Raw genomic sequence first — 20,608 nt, 5'->3', positions numbered from 1 at the left:
TCAGCTCCCCTGCTCGACTTCGGAGACGAGGGCGACGCGCTTGAAGCCCGCGCCGGAGAGCCGGCCCATGACCTTCATCACCGCGCCATAGTCCACGGACTTGTCGCCGCGCACGAAGATGCGCTCGTCATAGCCGGCCTTGGCGATGGCCTGCAGCTTGGGCACCAGCTCGTTCACGTCGATCTCGGTGTCCTGCAGGAAGACCTGCCCCTGGGTGTTGATCGAGATCACCAGCGGCTCATGGTCCTGAGATACCGCCTGCGCCTGCGTCTGCGGCAGGTCGAGCGGCACGCCGACAGTGAGCATGGGCGCGGCCACCATGAAGATGATGAGCAGCACCAGCATCACGTCGACCATGGGGGTGACGTTGATTTCGGACATGACGGCCCCGCCGCCCCGCCGGCGCGAACGCCGCGAGGTCCAGCCGCCGCCGCTGCCTCCTGCCATCCCCATTGTCAGCCCCGTTCGTCGATCTGACGCGACAGGATCGCCGAGAACTCGTCGGCAAAGCCTTCGAGCCTGAGCGCCTGCTTGTTCACTTGCGACACGAACCTATTGTAGAAAATCGTCGCCGGGATGGCGGCGATAAGGCCAATTGCCGTTGCGAAAAGGGCTTCGGCGATGCCCGGCGCCACAACTGCGAGGCTGGTGTTCTTCGAGGCGGCGATCGACTGGAACGAGGTCATGATGCCCCACACCGTGCCGAACAGGCCGATGAACGGGCCGGCCGAGCCGACCGTCGCCAGCACCAGGAGCCGGCTTTCCAGACGCTCCACCTCGCGGGCGATGGTGACGTCCATCACCTTGTCCAGCCGCTGGGTGAGCCCGGCGAAGGACCGCGCCCCGCCCTCATAGGAGCGCTTCCACTCGCGCATCGCGGCGACGAAGATCGCCGCCATGGCGTGATTGGGGCGCGAGGACAGCGAGCGGTACAGTTCCTCCAGGCTCTGGCCCGACCAGAAGGTCTGCTCGAAGCGGTCCATCATGCGTTTGGTGCGCGTGAACAGGATGGTCTTGTCGATGATGATCGCCCAGACCCAGATTGAGGCGATGATCAGGCCGGCCATCACGAGCTTGACGACCAGATGGGCCTGCAGGAACAGCCCGATCAGCGACATGTCCGGGCCCATGCCCGCGCCCTCGGGGGCGACGGCCGCGCCGGGCGGGGCCGCGACCGCCTGGCCCTGCACCTGCGCGGTGGGCGCGCCGGTCACGGGTGTCGTCGCGCTCTGGGCATGAGCGAAGGACGCCGATGCCGCGAGAAACAGCACCATCGCAAAAAGAAGCTTCCTGAGCGTCATCACGCCAATCCTGCCAGTCTCAAAGGGTTGCGGCGCCATGATGCATCAGCCGCCCAAAGGCTGATGACACTGACGCGGCTCAAGGGAATACATCCGCCATCAAGCGATTGAGTCTGTCCAAACTTGGGCGATCGACGTCGGCGCGCTCCCGCAGCTACCCGATACAAGAGCTTATTAGGGTTAATGGCGGGTTAGCGTTGCCGCGACGCAACACGAAATCTGCGATCCTCAGGCGCTGCCGCCCTCGTCAAGGGTCGCCTTCATCGCCGCGCGCAGGGAATCGGGGATGCGCCGGGCACGGCCCTGCGCGACGAAGGCGACCTTGACCTTGCCCTCGACCAGCAGATCGCCCCCGCGCATCACTTTCTGCTGAAGCGTGATCGAGGCCCCCGCCACCTCGACCGGCGAGGTGTGGATTTCCAGCACGTCGTCGATGCGGGCGGGCCGGACGAATTGCAGCTCCATGGAGCGCACCACGAAGGCAAAACCGGGAGCTTCGGCCAGCGCCTCGCCGAACAGATCGCCCTGCACCACGCCGATCAGCCTGAGATGGTCGGAGCGCGCGCGCTCCATGAACTTCAGGTAGTTGGCGTGGTAGACGATGCCGGAGAAATCCGTGTCCTCGTAATAGACCCGCACCGGCAGCACATGCCCGCCCGGCACCAGCCGGCCGGCAAGGTGCAGATAGGGATCGGACTTGAAGGCTTCGGGGGTAAAGGGCTCGGGGCGCTCGTTCATGGCGCCCTCATAGCGAAAAGTGGCGTTGGCGAAAAGCACGGTTGGCGAAAAGCGGGGCGCCAAAAAAGAACCGCGCCCCCGATTGCGCGGGAGCGCGGTCCTCATTCAGTTCATGCGAGGCGTTCAGCCCTGCTGCTCGTTGCCCTGTTCAGGCGCGGAAGCCGGGCGACTGCGGCGGTCGGCCATGAACTGGTCGAACTCCGCCTTGTCCTTGGCCTGGCGCAGCCGGTCGAGGAAGCCGCGGAAATCCTTCTGCTCCTCCTCGAGACGGCGCAGCGTGTCCTCGCGATATTCGTCGAAGGCGCGGTTGCCGCTCGACTGGGAACCCCGGCCGAAGCGGGAACCGAACATGCCGCGCATCGCGTCTTCACCCTCTTCACGCCAGCGCGCGAAACCGCGCTTCGAACCGCAACCCATGCGTCCACTCCCTATTGTAAAGGCCAGGATCGCCAGACCCAGCGGCCACCAAGCCATGAAGCCCAGGACCGTCAGCGCGATCCAAGCCGGTTTGCCGTAACTGTCGAGCTTGTATGCGAGCTCCATGGCACCCGTTCCTGGTTAATGTTAATCACATTTACATAGGTAGGAGCCGCGTCGGATTCCGTCAAGAGGATCCGCGGGGAATTTTACGCGGCGGGAGCGTTGAGGCCGCGCAGATAGACCAGGAAGCCGGCTTCCAGCAGTTCCTCGGGCGTCATCGGCAGCTTGCGCCGCGCCCCGTCCGCCCGGCCGAACAGCGAGGCGACGCCGTGGGACAGCGACCAGATGTGCAGCGCCACCATCAGTGCCGGCGGGCGGCTGCTCGCGGGCATCGCCGCCACCAGTGCCTCTGCGGCGTCGCGCAGCACGGCGAAGGCGCGCTGGCCAGCGAGCTGCAACTCGCCATGGGTCTCCGTAGCGATGCCGGATTCGAACATGGCGATGTAATCGGCGGGGTGGGTGCGGGCGAAGTCGAGATAGGCCCGGCCCATGCGCTCGAAGGCTTCCGCGACGTTCGGCTTGCCGTCGGCCCAGCCCTCCTGGAGCGCGCGGGCAAAACGGTCGAAGCTTGCGGCGGCCACCGCCGCGATCAGTTCGTCGCGGTCGCGGAAATGGCGGTAGGGCGCGGCGGGGCTCACCCCGGCCCGGCGGGCCGCCTCGGCGAAGGTGGCGCCGGCCATGCCCTTCTCCGCGATCAGGTCGAGCGCTGCCTGCATCAGGGCTTCCCGCAGGTTGCCATGATGATAGCCGCGCGATTCTCCGTTCCGGGACCAGCTCATGTTAGGAGGCCTTACATCAGTACGGCCCCGGCGTCGACGGTTCCGGCGAGGAGTGGTGAAGATCGCCGAGCCGCCCGGGCAGAGGCCGCCGGCTCAGCGGCCGGCAGGCCCGCCCGATCGGGCCTGTTCGCCCGGCCTCCCCGTCCCGGCGGCGTCGCTCAGTCCTGTCCCTCGTCGAACAGGGGGATCTGATTGCTGCTGGTGGGCACGGCGAGGCCGAGATGGCGGTAGGCGTGGGCGGTCAGCACCCGGCCGCGCGGCGTGCGCTGGAGAAATCCCTGCTGCACCAGATAGGGCTCGATGATTTCCTCGATGGCGTCGCGCGGCTCGGAGAGCGCGGCGGCGATGGTCTCGACGCCCACCGGCCCGCCGCCATAGTTCAGCGCGATCACGCTGAGGTAGCGCCGATCCATCTGGTCGAGGCCGAGCCCGTCGACATCCAGCGCCTTGAGCGCATGATCGGCCGCCGCGCGGTCGATGGTCTCGCGCCCCGCCACCAGCGTGAAGTCGCGCACCCGGCGCAGCAGCCGGCCGGCGATACGCGGCGTTCCGCGCGCGCGGCGGGCGATCTCGCGGGCACCGTCCGGCTGGATCGGGATGCCGAGCACGCGCGCCCCGCGCGTCACCACCAGCTCCAGCTCCGGCACCGTGTAGAAGTTGAGCCGGATCGGGATGCCGAAGCGGTCGCGCAGCGGCGTGGTCAGCAGCCCGGAGCGCGTGGTGGCGCCGACCAGAGTGAATTTCGAGAGCTGGATCTTCACCGAGCGCGCCGCCGGCCCCTCGCCGATGATCAGGTCCAGCTCGTAATCCTCCATGGCGGGATAGAGGATTTCCTCCACCGCCGGGTTGAGCCGGTGAATCTCGTCGATGAACAGCACGTCGCGTTCTTCGAGATTGGTCAGCAGCGCGGCGAGATCGCCGGCCTTGGCGATCACCGGGCCGGAGGTGGAGCGGAAACCGACACCCAATTCGCGCGCCACGATCTGCGCCAGCGTGGTCTTGCCGAGCCCCGGCGGGCCGACGAACAGCACATGGTCCAGCGCCTCGCCCCGCGCCTTGGCGGCGCGGATGAACACGTCGAGATTAGCGCGCGCCTGCTCCTGCCCGACGAATTCGACGAGGTTCTGCGGGCGCAGCGTCGCTTCCGCGAGGTCTTCCTCGCGCTTGTCCGGGGCAACGAGGCGCTTGGTGCTCACGCGCGTATCTCCCCGGGGGCCGGGAACACCCCGCCGGCGATCAGCAGGCCGGTCGCGAGCACGCTGCCGCCCGCCAACATGGCGGCGACGAGCGGCGCGCGCGCCATCACGATCGGCGTGAACTCACCGAAATCGATGGAGAAGACCAGAAAGCCGAGCGGCGCCAGCGCCACGATGACCACCGCCGTCAGCACAATCAGCCGCGGGCGCGGCGAAAACGACAGGGCGAAGGCACAGATACCGGCGGCAATCCCGCCCGGTACCACCGCCGCCGCCGCGTAGCTGGCCGAGAGCGGGCTGTGGATCATGCGCTCGGCGATCAGCACGGCGAAAATCACCACACCATAGGTGAGGATCAGCGCGGGAATGCGCGCCTGCCACGTCCAGTCCGGTCCGGCGGAACGCGCGCCGGCGCGGGGGGCAAGGAAGCGCAGCATCATGACGCCAGTTCCTTCAGTCCGAGCCGGATCAGCTTCGCCGTATCCGCCCCCTCCCCCGCCTCGCGGAACGCCGCCGCCACCGCCGCGCTGGCCTGCACCTGCGCATAGCCGAGATTGACCAGCGCCGAGACCGCATCCGCCACCGGCCCCGGGGCGCGGCGCTCCTCGATCTGGCCGGCAAGACCCGCGACCGCCGGGTCGACATCGGAAAAGCCCGGCGCCTTGTCCTTGAGTTCCGCGACGATGCGCGCGGCCACCTTCGGCCCGACGCCATTTGCCCGCGCCACCATCGCCTTGTCGCCCAGCGCCACCGCATTGGCGAGTTCGGTCGGGGAGAGCACGGAGAGCACGTTGAGCGCCACCTTGGCGCCGACGCCCTGCACGTTCTGAAGCAGGCCGAACCACGCCTTCTCGGCCTGCGAGGCGAAGCCGTAGAGCCGGATCATGTCCTCGCGCACGAAGGTCTCGATGAACAGCGTACCCGCCTCGCCCACCGGTGCCAGAGCCTGCAAGGTGCGGCCCGAGCAGTGCACCAGATAGCCGACGCCGTGCACGTCGAGGATCACATGGTCCTCGCCATAGGAATCCACCGTGCCCTTGAGCTTTCCGATCATCGATATGCACCGGTCATGACGCCGCGGCCCTGAGTGTCGCCGCCTTCAGCGCGGCCATGCCGCGATGCTGCGCGTGGGTGACTGCGACCGCAAGGGCGTCGGCCGCGTCGTCGGTGGTAAAATCCGCCTGCGGCAGCAGCACCTTCATCATCATGCGGATCTGCCCCTTTTCCGCACGCCCGGCGCCGACCACGGTCTTCTTGACCAGCAGCGCGGCATATTCGGCCACCGGCACGCCAGCCAGCGCCGGGGTGAGCAGAACCACGCCGCGCGCCTGGCCGAGCTTGAGCGTCGAGGCCGGGTTCACATTGACGAAGGTCTCCTCCACTGCGGCCTCGTCGGGCGTGAACGCGGCGATGACGGCGGAGAGTTCGCGGTGGAGCTGGGCCAGCCGCTCGGCCAGCGAGCCGTCCTCGGGCGGCAGCACGGTGCCGCACGCAATGAAGCTGAGCCGCGTGCCCAATGCCTCGATCACCCCCCAGCCGGTGCGGCGGAGGCCCGGATCGAGGCCGAGAATGCGAATCGCGCGCGGTGCCATGCCTCCGGGTTAGCCGAACAAAGAGCGAACGCCTAGAGCGGACGGCGAAGTTTGCCCCGCGGCGTCGCCATGGAGCGGGCGGATGGTTAATGCGGGGTTAGCGACGCGGCGCGCACGCCGGCCATTCCGGCGAGGCATGAGCGACCATTCCCGCGTCGGGAACGCATTTCCTGTTCACCGCCGCCGACGGCGGGAGCGGCCCGTGGCACGCCCGCGCCGACCGATCGCCGTAGCCGGCGGGCTCAGCCCCGCCGGAACGCCCCGCTGGCCAGCATCACGCCGATGCCGGTGCCGATGACGCCGATCACCGCCGCCATGTCCGGGTGCTCGCCCAGCACAGGCACCGCGATCCCCGCCGCTAAGGCCGGCACCAGCCCGGTGAACGCGGCCGCGCGCGAGGAGCCGAGCCGCTCGATGGCGATGCCGAAGGCCACCAGCGCCACCACGCCGGAGAGCAGCCCCTGCACCAGGAGTTGGATCAGAACTTCCCGGCCATAGCCGTCCTGCACCGCCGCGACCACGCCCGGCAGGCCGACCGGCGTCAGGATGATCGTCGACCAGAGGCCGACCATACCGACGATCGCGGTCGCCTTCATGCCGGTGCGGCGGAAGGCCAGCGTGTAGCAGGCCCACATGGCGGCGCCGGTCAGCAGCAGCAGGTGGCCGCGCCAGGCGCCGTCTTCCGGGTAGAGCAGCCCGCGCCCGCCCAGCGTCAGCACGCCGAGCGCGATGAAGATAAAGCCGAAAAGACGCAGGCTGCCGAGCCGCTCATGAAACACCAGCACCGAGACCACCGCCACGATCAGCGGCATGGTCCCCGGCAGCAGCGGCCCGACATCGGCCGCCGGCACGAAGCGCATGGCGGTGGCAACGGTGAGGAAGAACAATCCGCCCGCCCCGACGAAGCACAGCACGAACGGGATGAAGGATTCCCGGCGCGGCCACAGGCCGACCTTCAGCCAGGCGGGGGCCAGCACGACGGCGGGCACCACGAAGCGGAGCCAGCCGACGGTGGCCGGCGGAAGGTGGCCATGGACGGCATGGCGAGTGGAGACGATCCAGCCGCCCCAGATGGCAATGGCGAGCAAGGCGCAGGCATAGCCGGTCAGGCGGTCCGCCATGGACGGCTGCGCCGCGACATCGGTCGCGGCAGGGGATGAGGAGGTGGTCATCGTCGTTTTCCGGCCGCCGTGGCGGCGAAAGAGGGGCGCCGCGCGCGCGGCGAATGTCGAAGCCGCCCTGACGGACGGAAAAGCGCATCGGCGCACGCGGAAGACGCGAAACGTCGGAATCTGATCGGGGCCGCGACAGGCGGGGTCTGGAGGAGTGCCGCGCAGGCGGCGTCGTTGACCCACTATGTGGGCGGGCTTCGCTCGCCTGCAAATGAGTTTTGCAAATCCGAACGTTCGTGTTTGCTGATGGAAGTCTGGAATGGATCGGATGCACCGATGGCTGCCTGCCGGCGCGATCCACCGCGCCGGCTCGATTGACCGGCGGCGGCGCGAGGGATAAGCCGGCCGCGCGGCGCAGTTCGCCCGCCCTGTGGTTTTCCGTCATGTCCCTCGACTTCGCCCTCGCCTGGGCGATCGCCACCGCACTGGTCGCCGGCTTCACGCGCGGATTTTCCGGCTTTGGCGGAGCGCTGATCTTCGTGCCGCTGGTCAGCGCGGTGTTCGGCCCGCGCGTGAGCGCGCCGACGCTTCTGATCGTCGACGGCGTGCTGACCCTGCCCTATGTGCTGCCGGCTCTGCGGGCCTGCATCTGGCGGCAGGTGGCGCCGCTTGCCATTGGCGCGACGCTTACCGTCCCGCTCGGGGTCGTGGTGCTCGACAATGCCAACCCGCTGGTGCTGCGCTGGGCGCTGGCCGTTCTGGTGGCGGCGCTGCTGGTGCTGCTGATCTCGGGCTGGCGCCATAGCGGACGGCAAAACCTGCCGACCAAGATCGGCCTCGGCCTGGTCGCCGGCGTGCTCGGCGGTGCGGCGCAGATGTCGGGCCCGCCCGTGGTCGCGTACTGGCTGGGCAGCGGCCAGAACGCCGCGCTGGTGCGGGCCAATCTGTTCGGCTTCTTCGCGCTGACGACGCTGGCGAGCGGGGCTTCCTATGCCCTGGGCGGCATGATCACCGGCGAGGTCGCCCGGCTGTCGCTGATCCTCGGCCCGTTCTACGCCGCCGGGCTGCTGGCGGGCGGGCGGCTGTTCCGCGGCGCCTCGGACCGCCATTTCCGGCTGGCGGCCTATGGGGTCATCGCGGTGGCGATCGTGGTCAGCCTGCCGCTGTTCGATCCGCTGTTCGGGCGGTAAGGCTCCCGGGCCGCCTCGCGGGAGGCGCGTCGCGACGGACCGGGAGGGCCGATCGGGGGCTCAGCCGATCACTCGCTCATCTTGGCGATGAAGGCGTCGGAGAGCTCGAAATTGGCATAGACGTTCTGCACGTCGTCATTGTCTTCCAGCGTGTCGACCAGACGCACCAGCTTCTCGGCCATCTCGTCGTCGACCGCGATGGTGTTCTGCGGCTTCCACACCAGGCCGGACTTGCGCGGCTCGCCGAACCTCGCCTCCAGCGCGCGGGCAACCTCGTGCAGGCTCTCGATCGAGCACATCACGACATGGCCGCTCTCGTCGGAAACCACGTCCTCGGCGCCGGCCTCGATGGCGGCTTCCAGCATGTCGTCGGCGCTGGCCTTGGCCGCGTCGAATTCGACCTGACCGATGCGGTCGAACATGAACGACACCGCACCGGTTTCCGCCAGCGAGCCGCCGGACTTGGTGAAGTAGGAGCGCACTTCCGAGGCGGTGCGGTTGCGGTTGTCGGTCAGCGCCTCGACGATGACGGCGACGCCGCCGGGGCCATAGCCCTCATAGCGGATCTCGTCATAATTCTCCGCGTCGCCGCCGGCAGCCTTCTTGATGGCGCGGTCGATATTGTCCTTGGGCATGTTCTCGGCGCGGGCGGCGAGGATCGCGGCGCGCAGGCGCGGGTTCATGTTGGGGTCGGGCAGGCCGAGCTTGGCGGCCACGGTGATTTCGCGCGCCAGCTTGGAGAACAGCTTGGAGCGCACCGCGTCCTGCTTGCCCTTGCGGTGCATGATGTTCTTGAACTGCGAATGCCCGGCCATGGCCGCCTCCACGTCATGCGGGCGGGCTCGTTTCGGCCCCTTCTCCGCGTCATGTCTCGAATGGTGGAGGCTTATAGGCGCAAGGGCTGCGTCACGTAAAGCCGGGCTGCGTCACGTAAAGCCGGGCCGCGTCGCGTAAAGCCGGGCCGCATCGCCTGAAGCCGGACGTCAGGGCGCGGCGTCGCGTCCGGCGAGGGCATCGTCGATCATCCGCGCCATCTCCGCCTGGAAATCGGCGCGCGAGCGCGGCCCGTCCTCGCGGCAGATCGCGTCGTTCTCGCCCTCCTCCGCCAGCAGTGCCAGCGCGCGGGGCGTGCACCGGCTGAACGCGTCGAAGCTGTTCGCGCCCGCGATGTCGAGATACCGCGCGGCCGGCAGGCGGCGCTGCGTTGCAGCGTCCTCGCCCGCACCGAGCCGGATCACGGTGACCGGGATGTCGATCCCGCCGAGGCTATCCGGCGTGAAGCTGCCGACAAGCTCGGGGTTGATGGCGACGACCGCCCTCACGCGCGGATCCCGGTGCGAGGCGCCCACCGCATCGGGGATGCTGGTGTGCAGGTCCACGCCGTTCGCGGCGAACCAGCGGCAATCGGGACCCCGCACCGGCGGGTCGCAGGACGCGCGGTAGGCGGCCGGGTCCAGCCGCGCGCCGGCCAGCGCCAGCACCGAGGTTCCGCCCAGGAAGAAGCCGACCGCGCTCACCTCGCCGGCGGCCAGATGCGCGGCAAGAGCGGGATCGCCCTGCACCGCATCCAGCGCCGCCCGCAGATCCTCCGGCCGCAGGCTTACCTCGCCGGGCGCCGCGCGCGCCGTCTCCGGCGACGACGCACGGGGCATGGGCGCGTGCGGCAGGACGACGAGGGCGCCGCGAGCGGCCAGATGCGCGGCGATCCATCCGGCCAGAAGCGGATTGGAACGCAGCCCGCCATGGGCCAGCAGCACGAGCGGAAAAGCACCGTCCGCCACCGCCGCGTCGCGCCGCACGGAAACGCCCTCGAACAACGGAGAGGCGCCGTGGCGTTCGGGCGTGCCGCCCGGCCCCGCCGGGTACCAGAGGTCGACCGCGATCGGCATACCCCGCGCGGGAGCGGGTACCGTCAGGCTGCGAAAGCCGACACCGTCCGCGGAAAATGCCGGCACGGCACCCCAGAACCACAGCCCCAGCGCCACGGCCAGACCCCAGACGGCGTTCATGTCCTTCGTTCCCCTCCGGTCACCAATATCCGGCGGCGTGATGATAGAGGACCAGCCCCGCACCACGCAAAGCCGGGTGGCACGGCCGCGCTTTCCCGCCGGATGAGGTTTCGCGCCGCGTCACTTCATCAGTCCCGCCGCCCGCAGCGCGTCCTCGATCACCTCGCGCACGCCGCGCGGTCTCGAATCCCCGCCCGTGGTGCCGCGCGCACCGGACCCGTAAGCGCCAGCGCCCTGCGTGCGCGCCTCCTCGCCGCGCTCGGGCTCCGGGCCGGCGAGAGCGGGAGCGCGGGGCTCGTTCGGCGAAGGCGACGGTGCGGAGGGCTGCGCCCCGGCAGTGGCGTCCGTCCGGGGCGCCGGGACGATTCCCCAGAAGTGGGCGATATGCCGGGTCGAGGAGATACCTACGTCCAGAAGGAACGGGCCGGCCTGCCCCAGCCCATTTGCTCCGCGGGTCGCGAGCGGCGTGCCATGGCCCATCCCGATGACGCTGAACTCCTCCATGACCTCGCGCCCGGTGGCATCGCACCAGACCCGGTGAGGAAAGCCCGCCACCTGCTCCAGCCGCGTCGGCAGCATGTCGACGCCATGGACGCCGCGCCATTGCGCGATGATCTCGGTGGCATTGGCGGGAGCCACGACAGTGTCGGCCGTGCCCTGCCAGACCGACAGCCGCGGCCACGGGCCGGCATAGGGCCTGCCATCACGGGTCGAGGCGGCGCGCAGCCGTGCCTGCAGCTCGTGCTCACCAAGCGTCCCCTGCCCCTTCATCTGCCGCAGCGCCTGCGGCACGCTGTGCGCGCAGTCATAGGGCAGGCCGGCAATGATGGCCCCGCCCGCGAACACGTCCGGGTAGGTCGCCAGCATCACGCCGGCCATCGCCCCGCCGGCGGAAAGGCCGGTGACGAAGATGCGCCCGCGATCCAGCGCGAAGCGCGTGACCAGCGCCTCGATCATCTGCCGGATCGACAGCGCCTCGCCCTCGCCGCGCCGAATGTCGCCCGGCACGAACCAGTTGAAGCACAGATTGGGATTATTGGCGCGTTGCTGCTCGGGGCAGAGCACGACGAAGCCCTCGCGGTCCGCCAGCCGCGACCAGCCGGCGCCGAGATCATATCCGGCCGCCGTCTGGGTGCAGCCGTGCAGCACCACGACCAGCGGCGCGCGCGGCGGCAAATGCTCGGGCACGTAGAAGCGGGCCCGCAGCGCCCCGGGGTTGGAACCGAATGCCTCAAGATCGACCAGCCGATCTTCCGCCGGCTCCGGGGCCGGTGCGGCGCCGGGGGCGGCGGACTGGAAGCGGCCGGCACGATGCAGCGCGCGCAGCCGGTTGATCATCTCGGAGAACTGCTTCACGTCCGGTGCCCTTTTCGCGGCGGGCCGCACCATGCGGCTCCGTTCGCGTCAACGCGTAGGCCGGCCATTTGTTGCTGCACTGCACAATATGGTGCGCCGGTGTGGCTCACCAGAAGGACGGGACCACCGGCTCAAGGGCGCCGCCGATGCGCACCGGGGCGAGGCGCACCGCAAGGCCGCGCCCATCCGTCTCCACCGCAAGGCCCGACAGCGTGCCCGGCCCGGCGGCCGGCTCGAAGCGCGAGGAGCCGATCTTGCGAGTGAAGCGGCGGAGCGGCTCTTCCTTGTCCATGCCGATCACCCCGTCATAGCAGCCGCACATGCCGACATCGGTCATGTAGGCGGTGCCGCCGGACAGGATGCGATGGTCGGCGGTCGGCACATGGGTGTGCGTTCCGATCACGAGGCTGGCGCGCCCGTCGCACCAATGGCCGAAGGCCTGCTTCTCGCTGGTGGTTTCGGCGTGGAAATCCACCACCACCGCATCGGATACGAGACCGAGCGGGCCGGCATCGAGTTCGCGGTCGATGGCCGCGAACGGGTCGTCCATCGGGTCCATGAAGGTGCGGCCCATCATGTTGACGACCAGCACCTGCGCGCCGGTACGGGTCTCCACCAGCGCCGCGCCCCGCCCCGGCGTGCCGGGCGGATAATTGGCGGGGCGGACGAGACGCGGGGCGCGCTCGATGAACACCAGCGCCTCACGCTGGTCGAAGGAATGGTTGCCGAGCGTCACCGCGTCGGCGCCGGCCTCCAGAAATTCCTCGTAGATCGCCTCGGTGATGCCGAAGCCGCCCGCGGCGTTCTCGCCATTGACGATCACGCAGTCCAGCGCCCAGTCGGCACGCAGCCGGGGCAGATGGTCGGCCACCACCTGACGGCCGGGGCGCCCGACCACATCGCCGAGAAAAAGCAGGCGCATCGCTACTCCTCAACCACGGCCGGGCAGATGATGCCGGCATCGGTGGCGATGGCGTCGAGGCGCTCGTCATGCACTTCCGCCGGTAGGGTGGGCAGTTCCTGCACCGCGAAGGCGTAGCCCAGCGCCTCGATGCGCCGGGCAGCGCGGATCTGCGCCAGCGTACGGTCATAATAGCCGGCGCCATAGCCGATGCGGTTGCCGCGCGCATCGAAGGCAGCGAGCGGCACCACGATGACGTCGGGCTCCACCAGCTTCTCGCTCTCGGGCGGGGCGGGAATGGTCAGCCGGCCGGGCCCGAGGCTCGACACCAACGCCACCTCCTCGCGCCATTCGCGGAACAGCAGTGGCGTGCTCGCGGCCACCACGACCGGCAGCGCCAGTCGCGCGCCGGCGTCGCGCAGCAAGGCGGCGAGCGGCGCGGTCGCGATTTCGGTGCCGATGGGCGAGAACAGCGCGACCATTTCCCCCGACACATCGCCGAGCCAGGACAGCGCATGTGCGGCGGCACGCGCGGCCGCGGCGTCGCGCGCGTCGGGATCAAGCTCGGCGCGACGGGCGAGCGCCACCGCGCGGAGGGGAGCCTTGTCGAGGGAGACCGAGGTCGTAACGGGCATGGATGCCTTGGACGTAAGTGCGGAGCCGCGATGGCCGTTGGTGATCGATCCCGGGAACCTACAGCGTAGGTGGGCGCCGTGTGTCCGGACCCACGGGTCCGGTCAGGGACAGCTCCCTTTGAGATCGATAAGGCCCCGGGGAATATGTTCTCCTGACGAACCCCGCAGCCCCGCCTGCCTAATTTAGGATGGTCCCGCGCGGAAAACCAGAGGGGGGACGCGGATATCCTGTGCGCCGATGACGGCGCGATGACGCCCGCGTCCTCCCCCCGTGGGAACCGCCCTCAGTCGACCTTCAGCATGATCTTGCCAATATGGGCGCTGGTCTCCATGCGGGCATGGGCCTCGCTGGCCTTTTCCAGCGGGAACACCTGATCCATCACCGGCTTGACGGTGCCGGCCTCGACCAGCGGCCACACCTTTGCGACGATGGATGCGGCAATGGCGGCCTTCTCGGCCTTGGGGCGCGAGCGCAGGGTCGAGCCCATATGCGACAGGCGCTTGAGCATCAGGCGCATATAGTCGATCTGCACCTTGGAGCCTTCCATGAAGGCGATCTGCACGATGCGGCCCTGCGGGGAGGCGGCCTCGTAATTGCGGGCGATGTAGGAGCCGCCCACCATGTCGAGGATGACGTTGACGCCCTTGCCGCCGGTCTTTTCCTTGACCACCGCCACGAAGTCCTCGGTCTTGTAGTCGATGGCGACATCGGCGCCCAATTCGCGGCACACGGCGCACTTCTCGGCGCTGCCGGCCGTGGTGAACACGGTGGCGCCGAAGGCCTTGGCGAGTTGGATCGCCGTGGTGCCGATGCCCGACGTGCCGCCATGCACCAGGAAATTCTCGCCGGCCTTCAGCCCGGCGAGGTCGAACACATTGGTCCACACCGTGAAGAAGGTCTCGGGCAGCGCCGCCGCCTCGACCATGGACAGGCCGGCGGGCACCGGCAGCGCGGAGGCTTCGTCCGCCAGGCAATATTGCGCATAGCCGCCGCCGGAGACCAGCGCGCACACCTTGTCGCCGAGCGTCCAGCGGGTGACGCCTTCGCCGAGCGCGACCACCTCGCCGGCGATTTCAAGGCCGGGAATGTCGGAGGCGCCGGGCGGGGGGGGATAATAGCCCTTGCGCTGCATGACGTCGGGCCGGTTCACACCGGCCGCCGCGACCTTGACCAGGATTTCGCCCTTGCCCGGCACCGGCACCGGCCGCTGCTCGGGAACCAGCGCTTCCGGTCCGCCGGGCGTCGGCAGGCCGATCGCGGTCATGGTGGCGGGAAGGTTGGTGGCGGGCAGGCTGGTGGGAGGCAGGCTGGTGGGCGTTCCGGTCACGGGCGGTTCCTCGTCAGAGTTTTCGCGGGCAGCTTTACCGTGTTGGTTAAGTCAAGCGCCGCGGGCTGGCAACCATGCCGGGCCGGGTTTACCTTGTGGAAGCCGGCCGGGTGTCGCAGGGCGCGGAAACCTGCGGAACTTCCCGTGCCGCCGGACTTTATCGAGTGAATATGTGAGAGGGGCATCACATGGCGATCGACGACGACGTGTTTTCGGTACGGCCGGCAAGGGCGCCGGCCACCCATGAGATCGGGGCCGATCTTTCCACCCTGTCGGAGATCGAGCTTGAGGAGCGCATGACTCTGCTGGCCTCTGAAATGGAGCGGCTGCGGCTCGCGCTCATCTCCAAGCGGGCCTCGCGCGCGGCGGCGGACAATTTCTTCAAGCGCTGAAAGCAGGCCAAAGGCGGATCGCTTAACCCATGGTTAAGGCTTCCGACCTTTACTTGTGTCCGTCCGATATTGGACGCGAGTGGCTCCTGTCCACTTTGTTTGACGCCGCCCTGTCTTCACTTCCGGCCGCCCTCGGGGGCGGCTTTCTTTTTCGCGCCGCCGCACATCGGCGACGCGGCGGGCTGGACAGCCGGGGCCGACTGCGCGACAGGCTAGGTGTGCTGGGGAGCGCAGGCGCGAATCGCGCGGACGGTGACGACAATGGCAGCAGACCGGACCACAGACGTGACCGGCGCGACGGTGAACATCGCCGAGCGCCGGCTGGCCTCGCGCGCTTTCGCCGACCTGTTCGCGGAAGGTATGGCGCTGGTCGAGGAAGCCGCCGCCTATCTCGACGGCACGGGGCGGGTGGAAAGCCGAGACCTGTCGCGCCCCGCCCTCACCGCCTATGCCCAGCAGAGCATGCGGCTGTCCACGCGGCTGATGCAGCTCGCCGCCTGGCTGCTGCTGCAGCGCGCGGTCAACGAGGGCGACATGCGCCCGCAGGACGCGCGGCGCGAGAGCGCGAAGATCGACATAGAAGGCCCTCCCCGCGACGAGGAGCAGGAAGAGCTGCTGCCCACCACCCTGCGCGAACTGGTGCGCCGCGGCTATGACCTGCAACGCCAGATCCAGCGCATCGACGAGGGGCTGGCGCGCGGCGCCGCCCCGCACGCGGCGCCCGAGCGAGCCGGCAATGCCGTGGCGAGCCAGATCGGTCGCCTGCGCACCGCCTTTGAACGCTGAGCGCAAAGGGATGGCGCGCCGGGATGCCCGGCGGCAACACGCAAAACCCCGCCGGGGGCCAGCGGCCTCGGCGGGGTTTGCAAAGCGTCACGCGACGGCCGCGAGCGGCCGTCCTGTCCGCAGGGCCGATCAGGCCTTGAGGAAGCCCGCGAACTTCTTCTGGAACTTCGACACGCGGCCGGCGCGGTCGAGCAGCTGCTGCGAACCGCCGGTCCAGGCCGGGTGGGAGGTCGCGTCGATATCGAGCTGAAGGGTGTCGCCCTCCTTGCCCCAGGTCGTCCGCGTCGTGTACTCGGTGCCGTCCGTCATCACCACCTTGACGAAGTGGTAGTCGGGATGGATGTCGCTCTTCATGGGTTGCATCCTCGCCGCCGCTGGGCCGGAACCCTTACGGGAACCGCGCGGCGATCTTCAAAATCGATCCTGCCGGAAATCCGAGCGGCTCTATAACCGAGACCTGAGCGTGACACAAGTCGCCCAACGAACTGACAACACCGCCATGGAAAACTCCGCCCCGGAAAAGTCCGGCCGCCGGCCGCGGCTCTCTCCCCTGCTCGCGCTCTGGCCGTATATCCGGCGCTACAAGGGCCGCGCGCTGGCGGCACTGGCCGCGCTGCTGGCCGCGGCGCTGGCGACGCTGGTGGTACCGATCGCGGTGCGCCGCATGATCGACTTCGGCTTCGATGTCGGCCATGCCGGCTTCATCGACCGTTATTTCGCGGTGATGATCGGTGTGGTGGCGGTGCTGTCCATCGCATCGGCCATGCGCTACTACCTCGTCATGACGCTGGGCGAGCGCATCGTGGCCGACCTGCGCGCGGGCGTGTTCGCCCATCTGCTGACGCTCGACGGCGCGTTCTACGATCAGGCCAAGTCCGGCGAGCTGATCTCGCGGCTCACGGCCGACACCACCCAGATCAAGTCGGCGGTGGGCGCCTCGGCCTCGATCGCGCTGCGCAACATCGTGCTGTTCTTCGGCGCGGCCATCATGATGGTGGTGACCAGCCCGTGGCTGTCGGCGATCCTGCTGATCGCGATTCCGGTCATCGTCGCCGCCCTCATCGGCTCCGGGCGCGGGGTGCGCCGGCGTTCGCGCGGGGCGCAGGACACGCTCGCCAACGCCTCCGCCTATGCGGCGGAAGCCATCGGCTCGGTGCGCAGCCTTCAGGCCAACACCGCCGAGCGCGCGGCGGATGCGCGCTTCCATGACGATGTGGAGCACTCCTTCGAGGCCGCCCGGCAGGCGGTGCGGGCGCGGGCGCTGCTCACCGGCGTCGGCATTTTCCTGGTGTTCGCCAGCGTGGTCGGCATCCTCTGGGCCGGCGCCAATGCGGTGCTGGCGGGCACGATGAGCGCGGGCACGCTCGGCCAGTTCGTGCTCTACGCCGTGCTGGCGGCGAGTGGTCTCGGCCAGCTCGGCGAGGTCTGGGGCGAAATCTCGCAGGCGGCCGGCGCCACGGAGCGCATTGCGGAACTGCTGGACGAACAACCCCATGTGCGCCCCCCGGCAAACCCGCTGGCCCTGCCCGAGCCGGCGCGCGGCGCCATTGCCTTCACGGATGTGCGCTTCGCCTATCCCACCCGCCCCGATGTGGTGGCGCTGAACGGGGTGAGTTTCGCGGTTTCGCCCGGCGAGCGGGTCGCCATTGTCGGCCCGTCGGGCGGCGGCAAGTCCACCCTGTTCCAGCTCCTGTTGCGCTTCTACGACCCCGCCTCGGGCACCATCGCGATCGACGGCGTCGACATCGCGCGGGCCGATCCACAGGCGATGCGCGCCCGCATCGCGCTGGTGCCGCAGGACGTGGCGATCTTCGCCGCCACCATCCGCGAGAACATCCGGCTCGGCCGTCCCGAGGCCAGCGACGCGGAGGTCGAGGAGGCCGGACGCCTCGCCAGCGCCGACGAATTCGTCGCCCGCCTGCCCGAAGGCTGGGAGACGCCGGTCGGGGAGCGCGGCGTCACGCTTTCCGGCGGCCAGCGCCAGCGCATCGCGATTGCCCGCGCCATCCTGCGCCGCGCCCCGATCCTGCTGCTGGACGAAGCCACCTCGGCACTCGACGCGGAAAGCGAGACGCTGGTGCAGAAGGCGCTCGACCGCTCCATGGAGGGGCGCACCACGCTGGTCATCGCCCATCGCCTCTCGACCGTGCTGTCTGCCGACCGCATTCTGGTCATCGAGCACGGCCGCATCGTCGAGGACGGCACCCATGCCAGCCTCACCGCGCAGGGTGGCCTCTATGCCCGTCTCGCCGCGCTGCAATTCGGCGAGGTAAGCTGACAGGGCGGGGAGACGCGCGAGCGGTGGGGGCGGCATGCGGTCATTGAAGACGGTCTTCGATCTGCGCGACGAGGCCGGCGTGCTGCGCATCTCGGTGGCGATCACCGTCTTCATCGCCGCCTTCGGCATCGGCTTCGGCCTGCTCTCCGGCTCGTTCTCGATCCTGTTCGACGGCGTGTATTCGCTGGTCGACGCCAGCATGAGCCTGCTGGCGCTCGTGGTGGTGAAGCTGATCCGCACCTACACCCACGGCGCCTCAGCGGAAGGACGCCGGCTTCGCGAGCGCTTCACCATGGGTTTCTGGCATCTGGAGCCCATGGTTCTGGGCCTGAACGGCGTGCTGCTGATCGGCGTGTCCGCCTATGCGTTCTTCAACGCGATCACGCTGCTCATCGCCGGCGGGCGCGATCTCGAATTCGGCTTCGCCATCGTCTATGCGGTGATCACGGTCGCCGCCTGTGCGGTCGCGGCGGTTCTCGAAATGCGCGCCAATCGCCGGATCCGCTCGGACTTCATCGCGCTCGATGCGCGGGCCTGGGTGATGTCGGGCAGCATCACCACCGCGCTGCTGATCGCCTTCAGCCTCGGCTACGCCGTGGAGGGCACCGCTCATGAATGGATCGCGCCCTATATCGATCCGGCGGTGCTGGCGCTGGTCTGCCTTGTCATCATCCCGATCCCGGTCGGAACGGTGCGGCAGGCGCTCTCCGATATTCTGCTCGTCACGCCGCCGGACCTGAAGGCACATGTCGATGCCGTCGCGCACGCGGCGGTGGCCGAGCACGGCTTCCGCACCTTCCGCGCCTATGTCGCGAAAGTGGGGCGGGCGCAGCAGATCGAGCTGTATTTCATCGTGCCGCCGGACACCCCGGCGCGGCGCATCGGCGAGTGGGACGCCATCCGCGATGCCATCGGCGCGGCGATCGGCCCGGACAGCCCGGACCGTTGGCTGACCATCACCTTCACCGGCGATCTGGAATGGGCGGACTGAGCGGGCTCACGCCGGCGCCTGCCACTCCATGCGCAGCGTCGGGCGGCCGGAAAGCGGATTGGCGCCGTGGCTGGCCACGGTGAAGCCGGACTTCTGGTAGAAGCGCACGGCGCGGGTGTTTTCCTCGTTCACGTCGAGCGAAAGTCGGCGCGGGGAATGCCGGCGCGCGGCGGCGACCAGCGCCAGCGCGATGCCCTCGCCCCAATGGTCCGGATGCACCACGAGCTGGTCGATGTAGCCGGTCCGGGGATGAATGGTGACGAAGCCGAGCATCTGCCCGCCCACCCCCGCCGTGCCGCCGTCGGGCAGCGCGGTCGCGATCTCGATGATGGCGCCCGCGTCCATCAGCGCGCCGATGCGATGGCAGATCCAGCCGCGCCGCGCCTCGAAGTCGATCTCCGGCATCGCCTCCTGCCAGCTTTCCACCCACAGCGCCGACAGCACCGGCATGTGGTCCCAGGAGAATCCCTGCAAGGCGACGTGGCGGGGTTCGGTCATTTCGACCCGGCTATCTTTCGGTGAGCTTGAGCTCGATGCGGCGGTTGCGGGCGCGGGCTTCGTCGGTGTCCGCGGTGTCGAGCGGCTGGTACTCGCCGAAGCCGGCCGCCACCAGATGGGTCGGGGAGACGCCCCTGGACGCCAGATACTGCACCACGGCGATCGAGCGCGCCGCCGACAATTCCCAGTTGGAGGGAAATTGCGGGGTCTGGATCGGCCGGTTGTCGGTGTGCCCGTCGACGCGCAGCACCCAGGCGATGTCCGGCGGAATCTGCTGCTCCAGCTCCTTGAGCGCGGTTGCCATCTGGTCGAGCGCGCTCAACGCCTCAGGCCGCACCTGTGCCGCGCCCAGATCGAACAGGATTTCCGACTGGAACACGAAGCGGTCGCCGACGATGCGCACGCCGGGGCGGTCGCCGAGAATGGCGCGCAGCCGGCCGAAGAATTCCGAACGGTAGCGCGTCAGCTCCTGCACGCGCTGCGCCAGCGCCACGTTGAGCCGGCGGCCGAGCTCCGAGAGCCGCGACTGGCTCTCCTTGTCCTTGGTCTCGGCGATGTTCAGCGCCTCTTCCAGCGCCGCGATCTGCCGGCGCAGCGCGGCGATCTGCTGGTTGAGGATGGCGATCTGCGAGGCCGCCTGAGCGGCGGCGTCCTGCTCCTGCGAAAGCTGGCGGCCGAGTTCGGCACTGCGATTCTGTGCGGCGGCGAGGTCCTCGGGAGCGGAGGCGGCGGCGGCCTCGCCGATCGCGGCGTCGCGCTCCTGTTCGAGCCGCAGCAGGCTCGCGCGCAGCGCGCCGATCTGGCTTTCGGAATCCGCGTCATTGGCGCGCTCCAGCGCCAAAAGCTCGGTCAGTTCGCGGATCTGCGCCTGGAGCCGCGCCATGGCGTTGTCCTTGCCGGTGATCTCCTGCGAGAGGAAGAACTGGGCGATGACGAAGACCGAGAGCAGGAACACGAAGACCAGCAGCAGCGTCGACAGGGCGTCGACGAAGCCGGGCCAGTAGTCGATGCCGCGTTCGCGGCCTCGGGAGCGTCCCAATGCCATG

24 protein-coding genes and 1 other RNA gene are annotated in these 20,608 nt (G+C 69.2%); 5 read left to right on the top strand and 20 right to left on the bottom strand.

Features of this window, described 5'->3' with window-relative positions:
- The 10 genes from tolR to MKI84_RS17650 all read right to left on the bottom strand — a co-directional run bounded on the left by tolR (position 1) and on the right by MKI84_RS17650 (position 7,258).
- Positions 1-453 (bottom strand): protein TolR, encoded by a 453-nt coding sequence (gene tolR, locus MKI84_RS17695; protein ID WP_241621570.1) that lies wholly within the window; start codon positions 451-453, stop codon positions 1-3.
- A 2-nt stretch (positions 454-455) separates the two neighbouring features.
- Positions 456-1,130, bottom strand: coding sequence for a protein TolQ (gene tolQ / locus MKI84_RS17690; RefSeq protein ID WP_241621627.1), 675 nt, complete (start codon positions 1,128-1,130; stop codon positions 456-458).
- 399 nt (positions 1,131-1,529) lie between these two features.
- A complete protein-coding gene (gene ybgC / locus MKI84_RS17685) occupies positions 1,530-2,039 on the bottom strand; it encodes a tol-pal system-associated acyl-CoA thioesterase (RefSeq protein WP_241621569.1) in 510 nt (169 codons plus the stop codon).
- A gap of 123 nt (positions 2,040-2,162) precedes the next feature.
- A complete protein-coding gene (locus MKI84_RS17680) occupies positions 2,163-2,582 on the bottom strand; it encodes a DUF2852 domain-containing protein (RefSeq protein WP_241621568.1) in 420 nt (139 codons plus the stop codon).
- Positions 2,583-2,665: 83 nt separating this feature from the next.
- Positions 2,666-3,298, bottom strand: coding sequence for a TetR/AcrR family transcriptional regulator (locus MKI84_RS17675; RefSeq protein WP_241621567.1), 633 nt, complete (start codon positions 3,296-3,298; stop codon positions 2,666-2,668).
- 158 nt (positions 3,299-3,456) lie between these two features.
- Positions 3,457-4,494 (bottom strand): Holliday junction branch migration DNA helicase RuvB, encoded by a 1,038-nt coding sequence (ruvB, locus tag MKI84_RS17670; protein WP_241621566.1) that lies wholly within the window; start codon positions 4,492-4,494, stop codon positions 3,457-3,459.
- Positions 4,491-4,934 carry a hypothetical protein gene (locus MKI84_RS17665; RefSeq protein ID WP_241621565.1) on the bottom strand — a complete coding sequence of 148 codons (444 nt, stop codon included), beginning with the start codon at positions 4,932-4,934 and terminating at the stop codon, positions 4,491-4,493. Before MKI84_RS17665 ends, ruvB begins: the two co-directional genes overlap by 4 nt.
- Positions 4,931-5,548, bottom strand: coding sequence for a Holliday junction branch migration protein RuvA (ruvA, locus tag MKI84_RS17660; RefSeq protein ID WP_241621564.1), 618 nt, complete (start codon positions 5,546-5,548; stop codon positions 4,931-4,933). Before ruvA ends, MKI84_RS17665 begins: the two co-directional genes overlap by 4 nt.
- 13 nt (positions 5,549-5,561) lie before the next feature.
- Complete coding sequence (ruvC, locus tag MKI84_RS17655; protein ID WP_241621563.1) at positions 5,562-6,086, bottom strand: crossover junction endodeoxyribonuclease RuvC; 525 nt, start codon at positions 6,084-6,086, stop codon at positions 5,562-5,564.
- Positions 6,087-6,328: 242 nt separating this feature from the next.
- The gene (locus tag MKI84_RS17650; protein ID WP_241621562.1) at positions 6,329-7,258 is read right to left on the bottom strand and encodes a DMT family transporter; all 930 of its coding nucleotides are present in this window, start codon (positions 7,256-7,258) and stop codon (positions 6,329-6,331) included.
- Between the two features lie 383 nt (positions 7,259-7,641).
- Here MKI84_RS17650 and MKI84_RS17645 point away from each other — a divergent pair, with 383 nt between their 5' ends.
- Entirely contained in the window at positions 7,642-8,388 is a 747-nt protein-coding gene (locus tag MKI84_RS17645) for a sulfite exporter TauE/SafE family protein (protein ID WP_241621561.1), read from the top strand.
- A gap of 68 nt (positions 8,389-8,456) precedes the next feature.
- On the opposite strand, the gene MKI84_RS17640 is transcribed toward MKI84_RS17645, so the two are convergent.
- The 7 genes from MKI84_RS17640 to MKI84_RS17610 form a co-directional block, all read right to left on the bottom strand.
- Entirely contained in the window at positions 8,457-9,203 is a 747-nt protein-coding gene (locus MKI84_RS17640) for a YebC/PmpR family DNA-binding transcriptional regulator (protein ID WP_241621560.1), read from the bottom strand.
- Between the two features lie 168 nt (positions 9,204-9,371).
- Positions 9,372-10,397 (bottom strand): alpha/beta hydrolase family protein, encoded by a 1,026-nt coding sequence (locus tag MKI84_RS17635; protein WP_241621559.1) that lies wholly within the window; start codon positions 10,395-10,397, stop codon positions 9,372-9,374.
- Positions 10,398-10,517: 120 nt separating this feature from the next.
- Complete coding sequence (locus MKI84_RS17630) at positions 10,518-11,753, bottom strand: extracellular catalytic domain type 1 short-chain-length polyhydroxyalkanoate depolymerase (RefSeq protein ID WP_241621558.1); 1,236 nt, start codon at positions 11,751-11,753, stop codon at positions 10,518-10,520.
- A 106-nt stretch (positions 11,754-11,859) separates the two neighbouring features.
- Positions 11,860-12,675 carry a TIGR00282 family metallophosphoesterase gene (locus MKI84_RS17625; protein WP_241621557.1) on the bottom strand — a complete coding sequence of 272 codons (816 nt, stop codon included), beginning with the start codon at positions 12,673-12,675 and terminating at the stop codon, positions 11,860-11,862.
- A gap of 2 nt (positions 12,676-12,677) precedes the next feature.
- Positions 12,678-13,289 carry a 5-formyltetrahydrofolate cyclo-ligase gene (locus MKI84_RS17620; RefSeq protein WP_241621556.1) on the bottom strand — a complete coding sequence of 204 codons (612 nt, stop codon included), beginning with the start codon at positions 13,287-13,289 and terminating at the stop codon, positions 12,678-12,680.
- An 18-nt stretch (positions 13,290-13,307) separates the two neighbouring features.
- Positions 13,308-13,463, bottom strand: a non-coding RNA gene (ssrS, locus tag MKI84_RS17615) — 6S RNA.
- Between the two features lie 110 nt (positions 13,464-13,573).
- A complete protein-coding gene (locus tag MKI84_RS17610; protein ID WP_241621626.1) occupies positions 13,574-14,554 on the bottom strand; it encodes an NAD(P)H-quinone oxidoreductase in 981 nt (326 codons plus the stop codon).
- A gap of 251 nt (positions 14,555-14,805) precedes the next feature.
- On the opposite strand from MKI84_RS17610, the gene MKI84_RS17605 reads away from it, so the two are divergent.
- On the top strand, positions 14,806-15,009 hold the full coding sequence (locus tag MKI84_RS17605) for a DUF1192 domain-containing protein (protein WP_241621555.1): 204 nt from the start codon (positions 14,806-14,808) through the stop codon (positions 15,007-15,009).
- A 261-nt stretch (positions 15,010-15,270) separates the two neighbouring features.
- Positions 15,271-15,795, top strand: a complete 525-nt coding sequence (locus MKI84_RS17600; RefSeq protein ID WP_281063251.1) for a DUF1465 family protein — start codon at positions 15,271-15,273, stop codon at positions 15,793-15,795.
- A 129-nt stretch (positions 15,796-15,924) separates the two neighbouring features.
- On the opposite strand, the gene rpmE is transcribed toward MKI84_RS17600, so the two are convergent.
- A complete protein-coding gene (gene rpmE / locus MKI84_RS17595) occupies positions 15,925-16,149 on the bottom strand; it encodes a 50S ribosomal protein L31 (RefSeq protein ID WP_241621554.1) in 225 nt (74 codons plus the stop codon).
- Between the two features lie 145 nt (positions 16,150-16,294).
- Between rpmE and MKI84_RS17590 the strand changes: the two genes are divergently transcribed.
- Both MKI84_RS17590 and MKI84_RS17585 read left to right on the top strand, forming a co-directional pair.
- Positions 16,295-18,073: an ABC transporter transmembrane domain-containing protein gene (locus tag MKI84_RS17590; protein WP_241621553.1), complete on the top strand. Its 1,779-nt coding sequence runs from the start codon at positions 16,295-16,297 to the stop codon at positions 18,071-18,073.
- A 34-nt stretch (positions 18,074-18,107) separates the two neighbouring features.
- The gene (locus MKI84_RS17585) at positions 18,108-19,064 is read left to right on the top strand and encodes a cation diffusion facilitator family transporter (protein ID WP_241621552.1); all 957 of its coding nucleotides are present in this window, start codon (positions 18,108-18,110) and stop codon (positions 19,062-19,064) included.
- 6 nt (positions 19,065-19,070) lie between these two features.
- Here MKI84_RS17585 and MKI84_RS17580 read toward each other — a convergent pair whose 3' ends face one another.
- Both MKI84_RS17580 and MKI84_RS17575 read right to left on the bottom strand, forming a co-directional pair.
- Positions 19,071-19,562: a GNAT family N-acetyltransferase gene (locus MKI84_RS17580; protein WP_241621551.1), complete on the bottom strand. Its 492-nt coding sequence runs from the start codon at positions 19,560-19,562 to the stop codon at positions 19,071-19,073.
- Positions 19,563-19,572: 10 nt separating this feature from the next.
- Positions 19,573-20,607 (bottom strand): peptidoglycan -binding protein, encoded by a 1,035-nt coding sequence (locus tag MKI84_RS17575; RefSeq protein WP_241621550.1) that lies wholly within the window; start codon positions 20,605-20,607, stop codon positions 19,573-19,575.
- Between the last annotated feature and the right edge of the window lies 1 nt (position 20,608).

The sequence above is a fragment of the Ancylobacter gelatini genome (genome assembly GCF_022601675.1).
Classification (GTDB): domain Bacteria; phylum Pseudomonadota; class Alphaproteobacteria; order Rhizobiales; family Xanthobacteraceae; genus Ancylobacter; species Ancylobacter gelatini.
The sequence above is the reverse complement of the archived record's forward strand: the minus strand, read 5'-3'. Positions and strand labels throughout refer to the sequence as shown.

Bases quoted from the DNA above. Each gene is read 5' to 3' on its own strand.
- MKI84_RS17665 (WP_241621565.1), bottom strand. From the start codon at position 4,934: ATGATGCTGCGCTTCCTTGCCCCCCGCGCCGGCGCGCGTTCCGCCGGA.
- MKI84_RS17640 (WP_241621560.1), bottom strand. From the start codon at position 9,203: ATGGCCGGGCATTCGCAGTTCAAGAACATCATGCACCGCAAGGGCAAG.
- MKI84_RS17680 (WP_241621568.1), bottom strand. From the start codon at position 2,582: ATGGAGCTCGCATACAAGCTCGACAGTTACGGCAAACCGGCTTGGATC.
- MKI84_RS17620 (WP_241621556.1), bottom strand. From the start codon at position 13,289: ATGCCCGTTACGACCTCGGTCTCCCTCGACAAGGCTCCCCTCCGCGCG.
- MKI84_RS17675 (WP_241621567.1), bottom strand. From the start codon at position 3,298: ATGAGCTGGTCCCGGAACGGAGAATCGCGCGGCTATCATCATGGCAAC.
- MKI84_RS17590 (WP_241621553.1), top strand. From the start codon at position 16,295: ATGGAAAACTCCGCCCCGGAAAAGTCCGGCCGCCGGCCGCGGCTCTCT.
- MKI84_RS17610 (WP_241621626.1), bottom strand. From the start codon at position 14,554: ATGACCGCGATCGGCCTGCCGACGCCCGGCGGACCGGAAGCGCTGGTT.
- MKI84_RS17605 (WP_241621555.1), top strand. From the start codon at position 14,806: ATGGCGATCGACGACGACGTGTTTTCGGTACGGCCGGCAAGGGCGCCG.
- MKI84_RS17645 (WP_241621561.1), top strand. From the start codon at position 7,642: ATGTCCCTCGACTTCGCCCTCGCCTGGGCGATCGCCACCGCACTGGTC.
- tolQ (WP_241621627.1), bottom strand. From the start codon at position 1,130: ATGGGCCCGGACATGTCGCTGATCGGGCTGTTCCTGCAGGCCCATCTG.
- MKI84_RS17625 (WP_241621557.1), bottom strand. From the start codon at position 12,675: ATGCGCCTGCTTTTTCTCGGCGATGTGGTCGGGCGCCCCGGCCGTCAG.
- ybgC (WP_241621569.1), bottom strand. From the start codon at position 2,039: ATGAACGAGCGCCCCGAGCCCTTTACCCCCGAAGCCTTCAAGTCCGAT.
- tolR (WP_241621570.1), bottom strand. From the start codon at position 453: ATGGGGATGGCAGGAGGCAGCGGCGGCGGCTGGACCTCGCGGCGTTCG.
- ruvA (WP_241621564.1), bottom strand. From the start codon at position 5,548: ATGATCGGAAAGCTCAAGGGCACGGTGGATTCCTATGGCGAGGACCAT.
- rpmE (WP_241621554.1), bottom strand. From the start codon at position 16,149: ATGAAGAGCGACATCCATCCCGACTACCACTTCGTCAAGGTGGTGATG.
- MKI84_RS17650 (WP_241621562.1), bottom strand. From the start codon at position 7,258: ATGACCACCTCCTCATCCCCTGCCGCGACCGATGTCGCGGCGCAGCCG.
- MKI84_RS17575 (WP_241621550.1), bottom strand. From the start codon at position 20,607: ATGGCATTGGGACGCTCCCGAGGCCGCGAACGCGGCATCGACTACTGG.
- MKI84_RS17580 (WP_241621551.1), bottom strand. From the start codon at position 19,562: ATGACCGAACCCCGCCACGTCGCCTTGCAGGGATTCTCCTGGGACCAC.
- ruvC (WP_241621563.1), bottom strand. From the start codon at position 6,086: ATGGCACCGCGCGCGATTCGCATTCTCGGCCTCGATCCGGGCCTCCGC.
- MKI84_RS17585 (WP_241621552.1), top strand. From the start codon at position 18,108: ATGCGGTCATTGAAGACGGTCTTCGATCTGCGCGACGAGGCCGGCGTG.
- MKI84_RS17635 (WP_241621559.1), bottom strand. From the start codon at position 10,397: ATGAACGCCGTCTGGGGTCTGGCCGTGGCGCTGGGGCTGTGGTTCTGG.
- MKI84_RS17600 (WP_281063251.1), top strand. From the start codon at position 15,271: ATGGCAGCAGACCGGACCACAGACGTGACCGGCGCGACGGTGAACATC.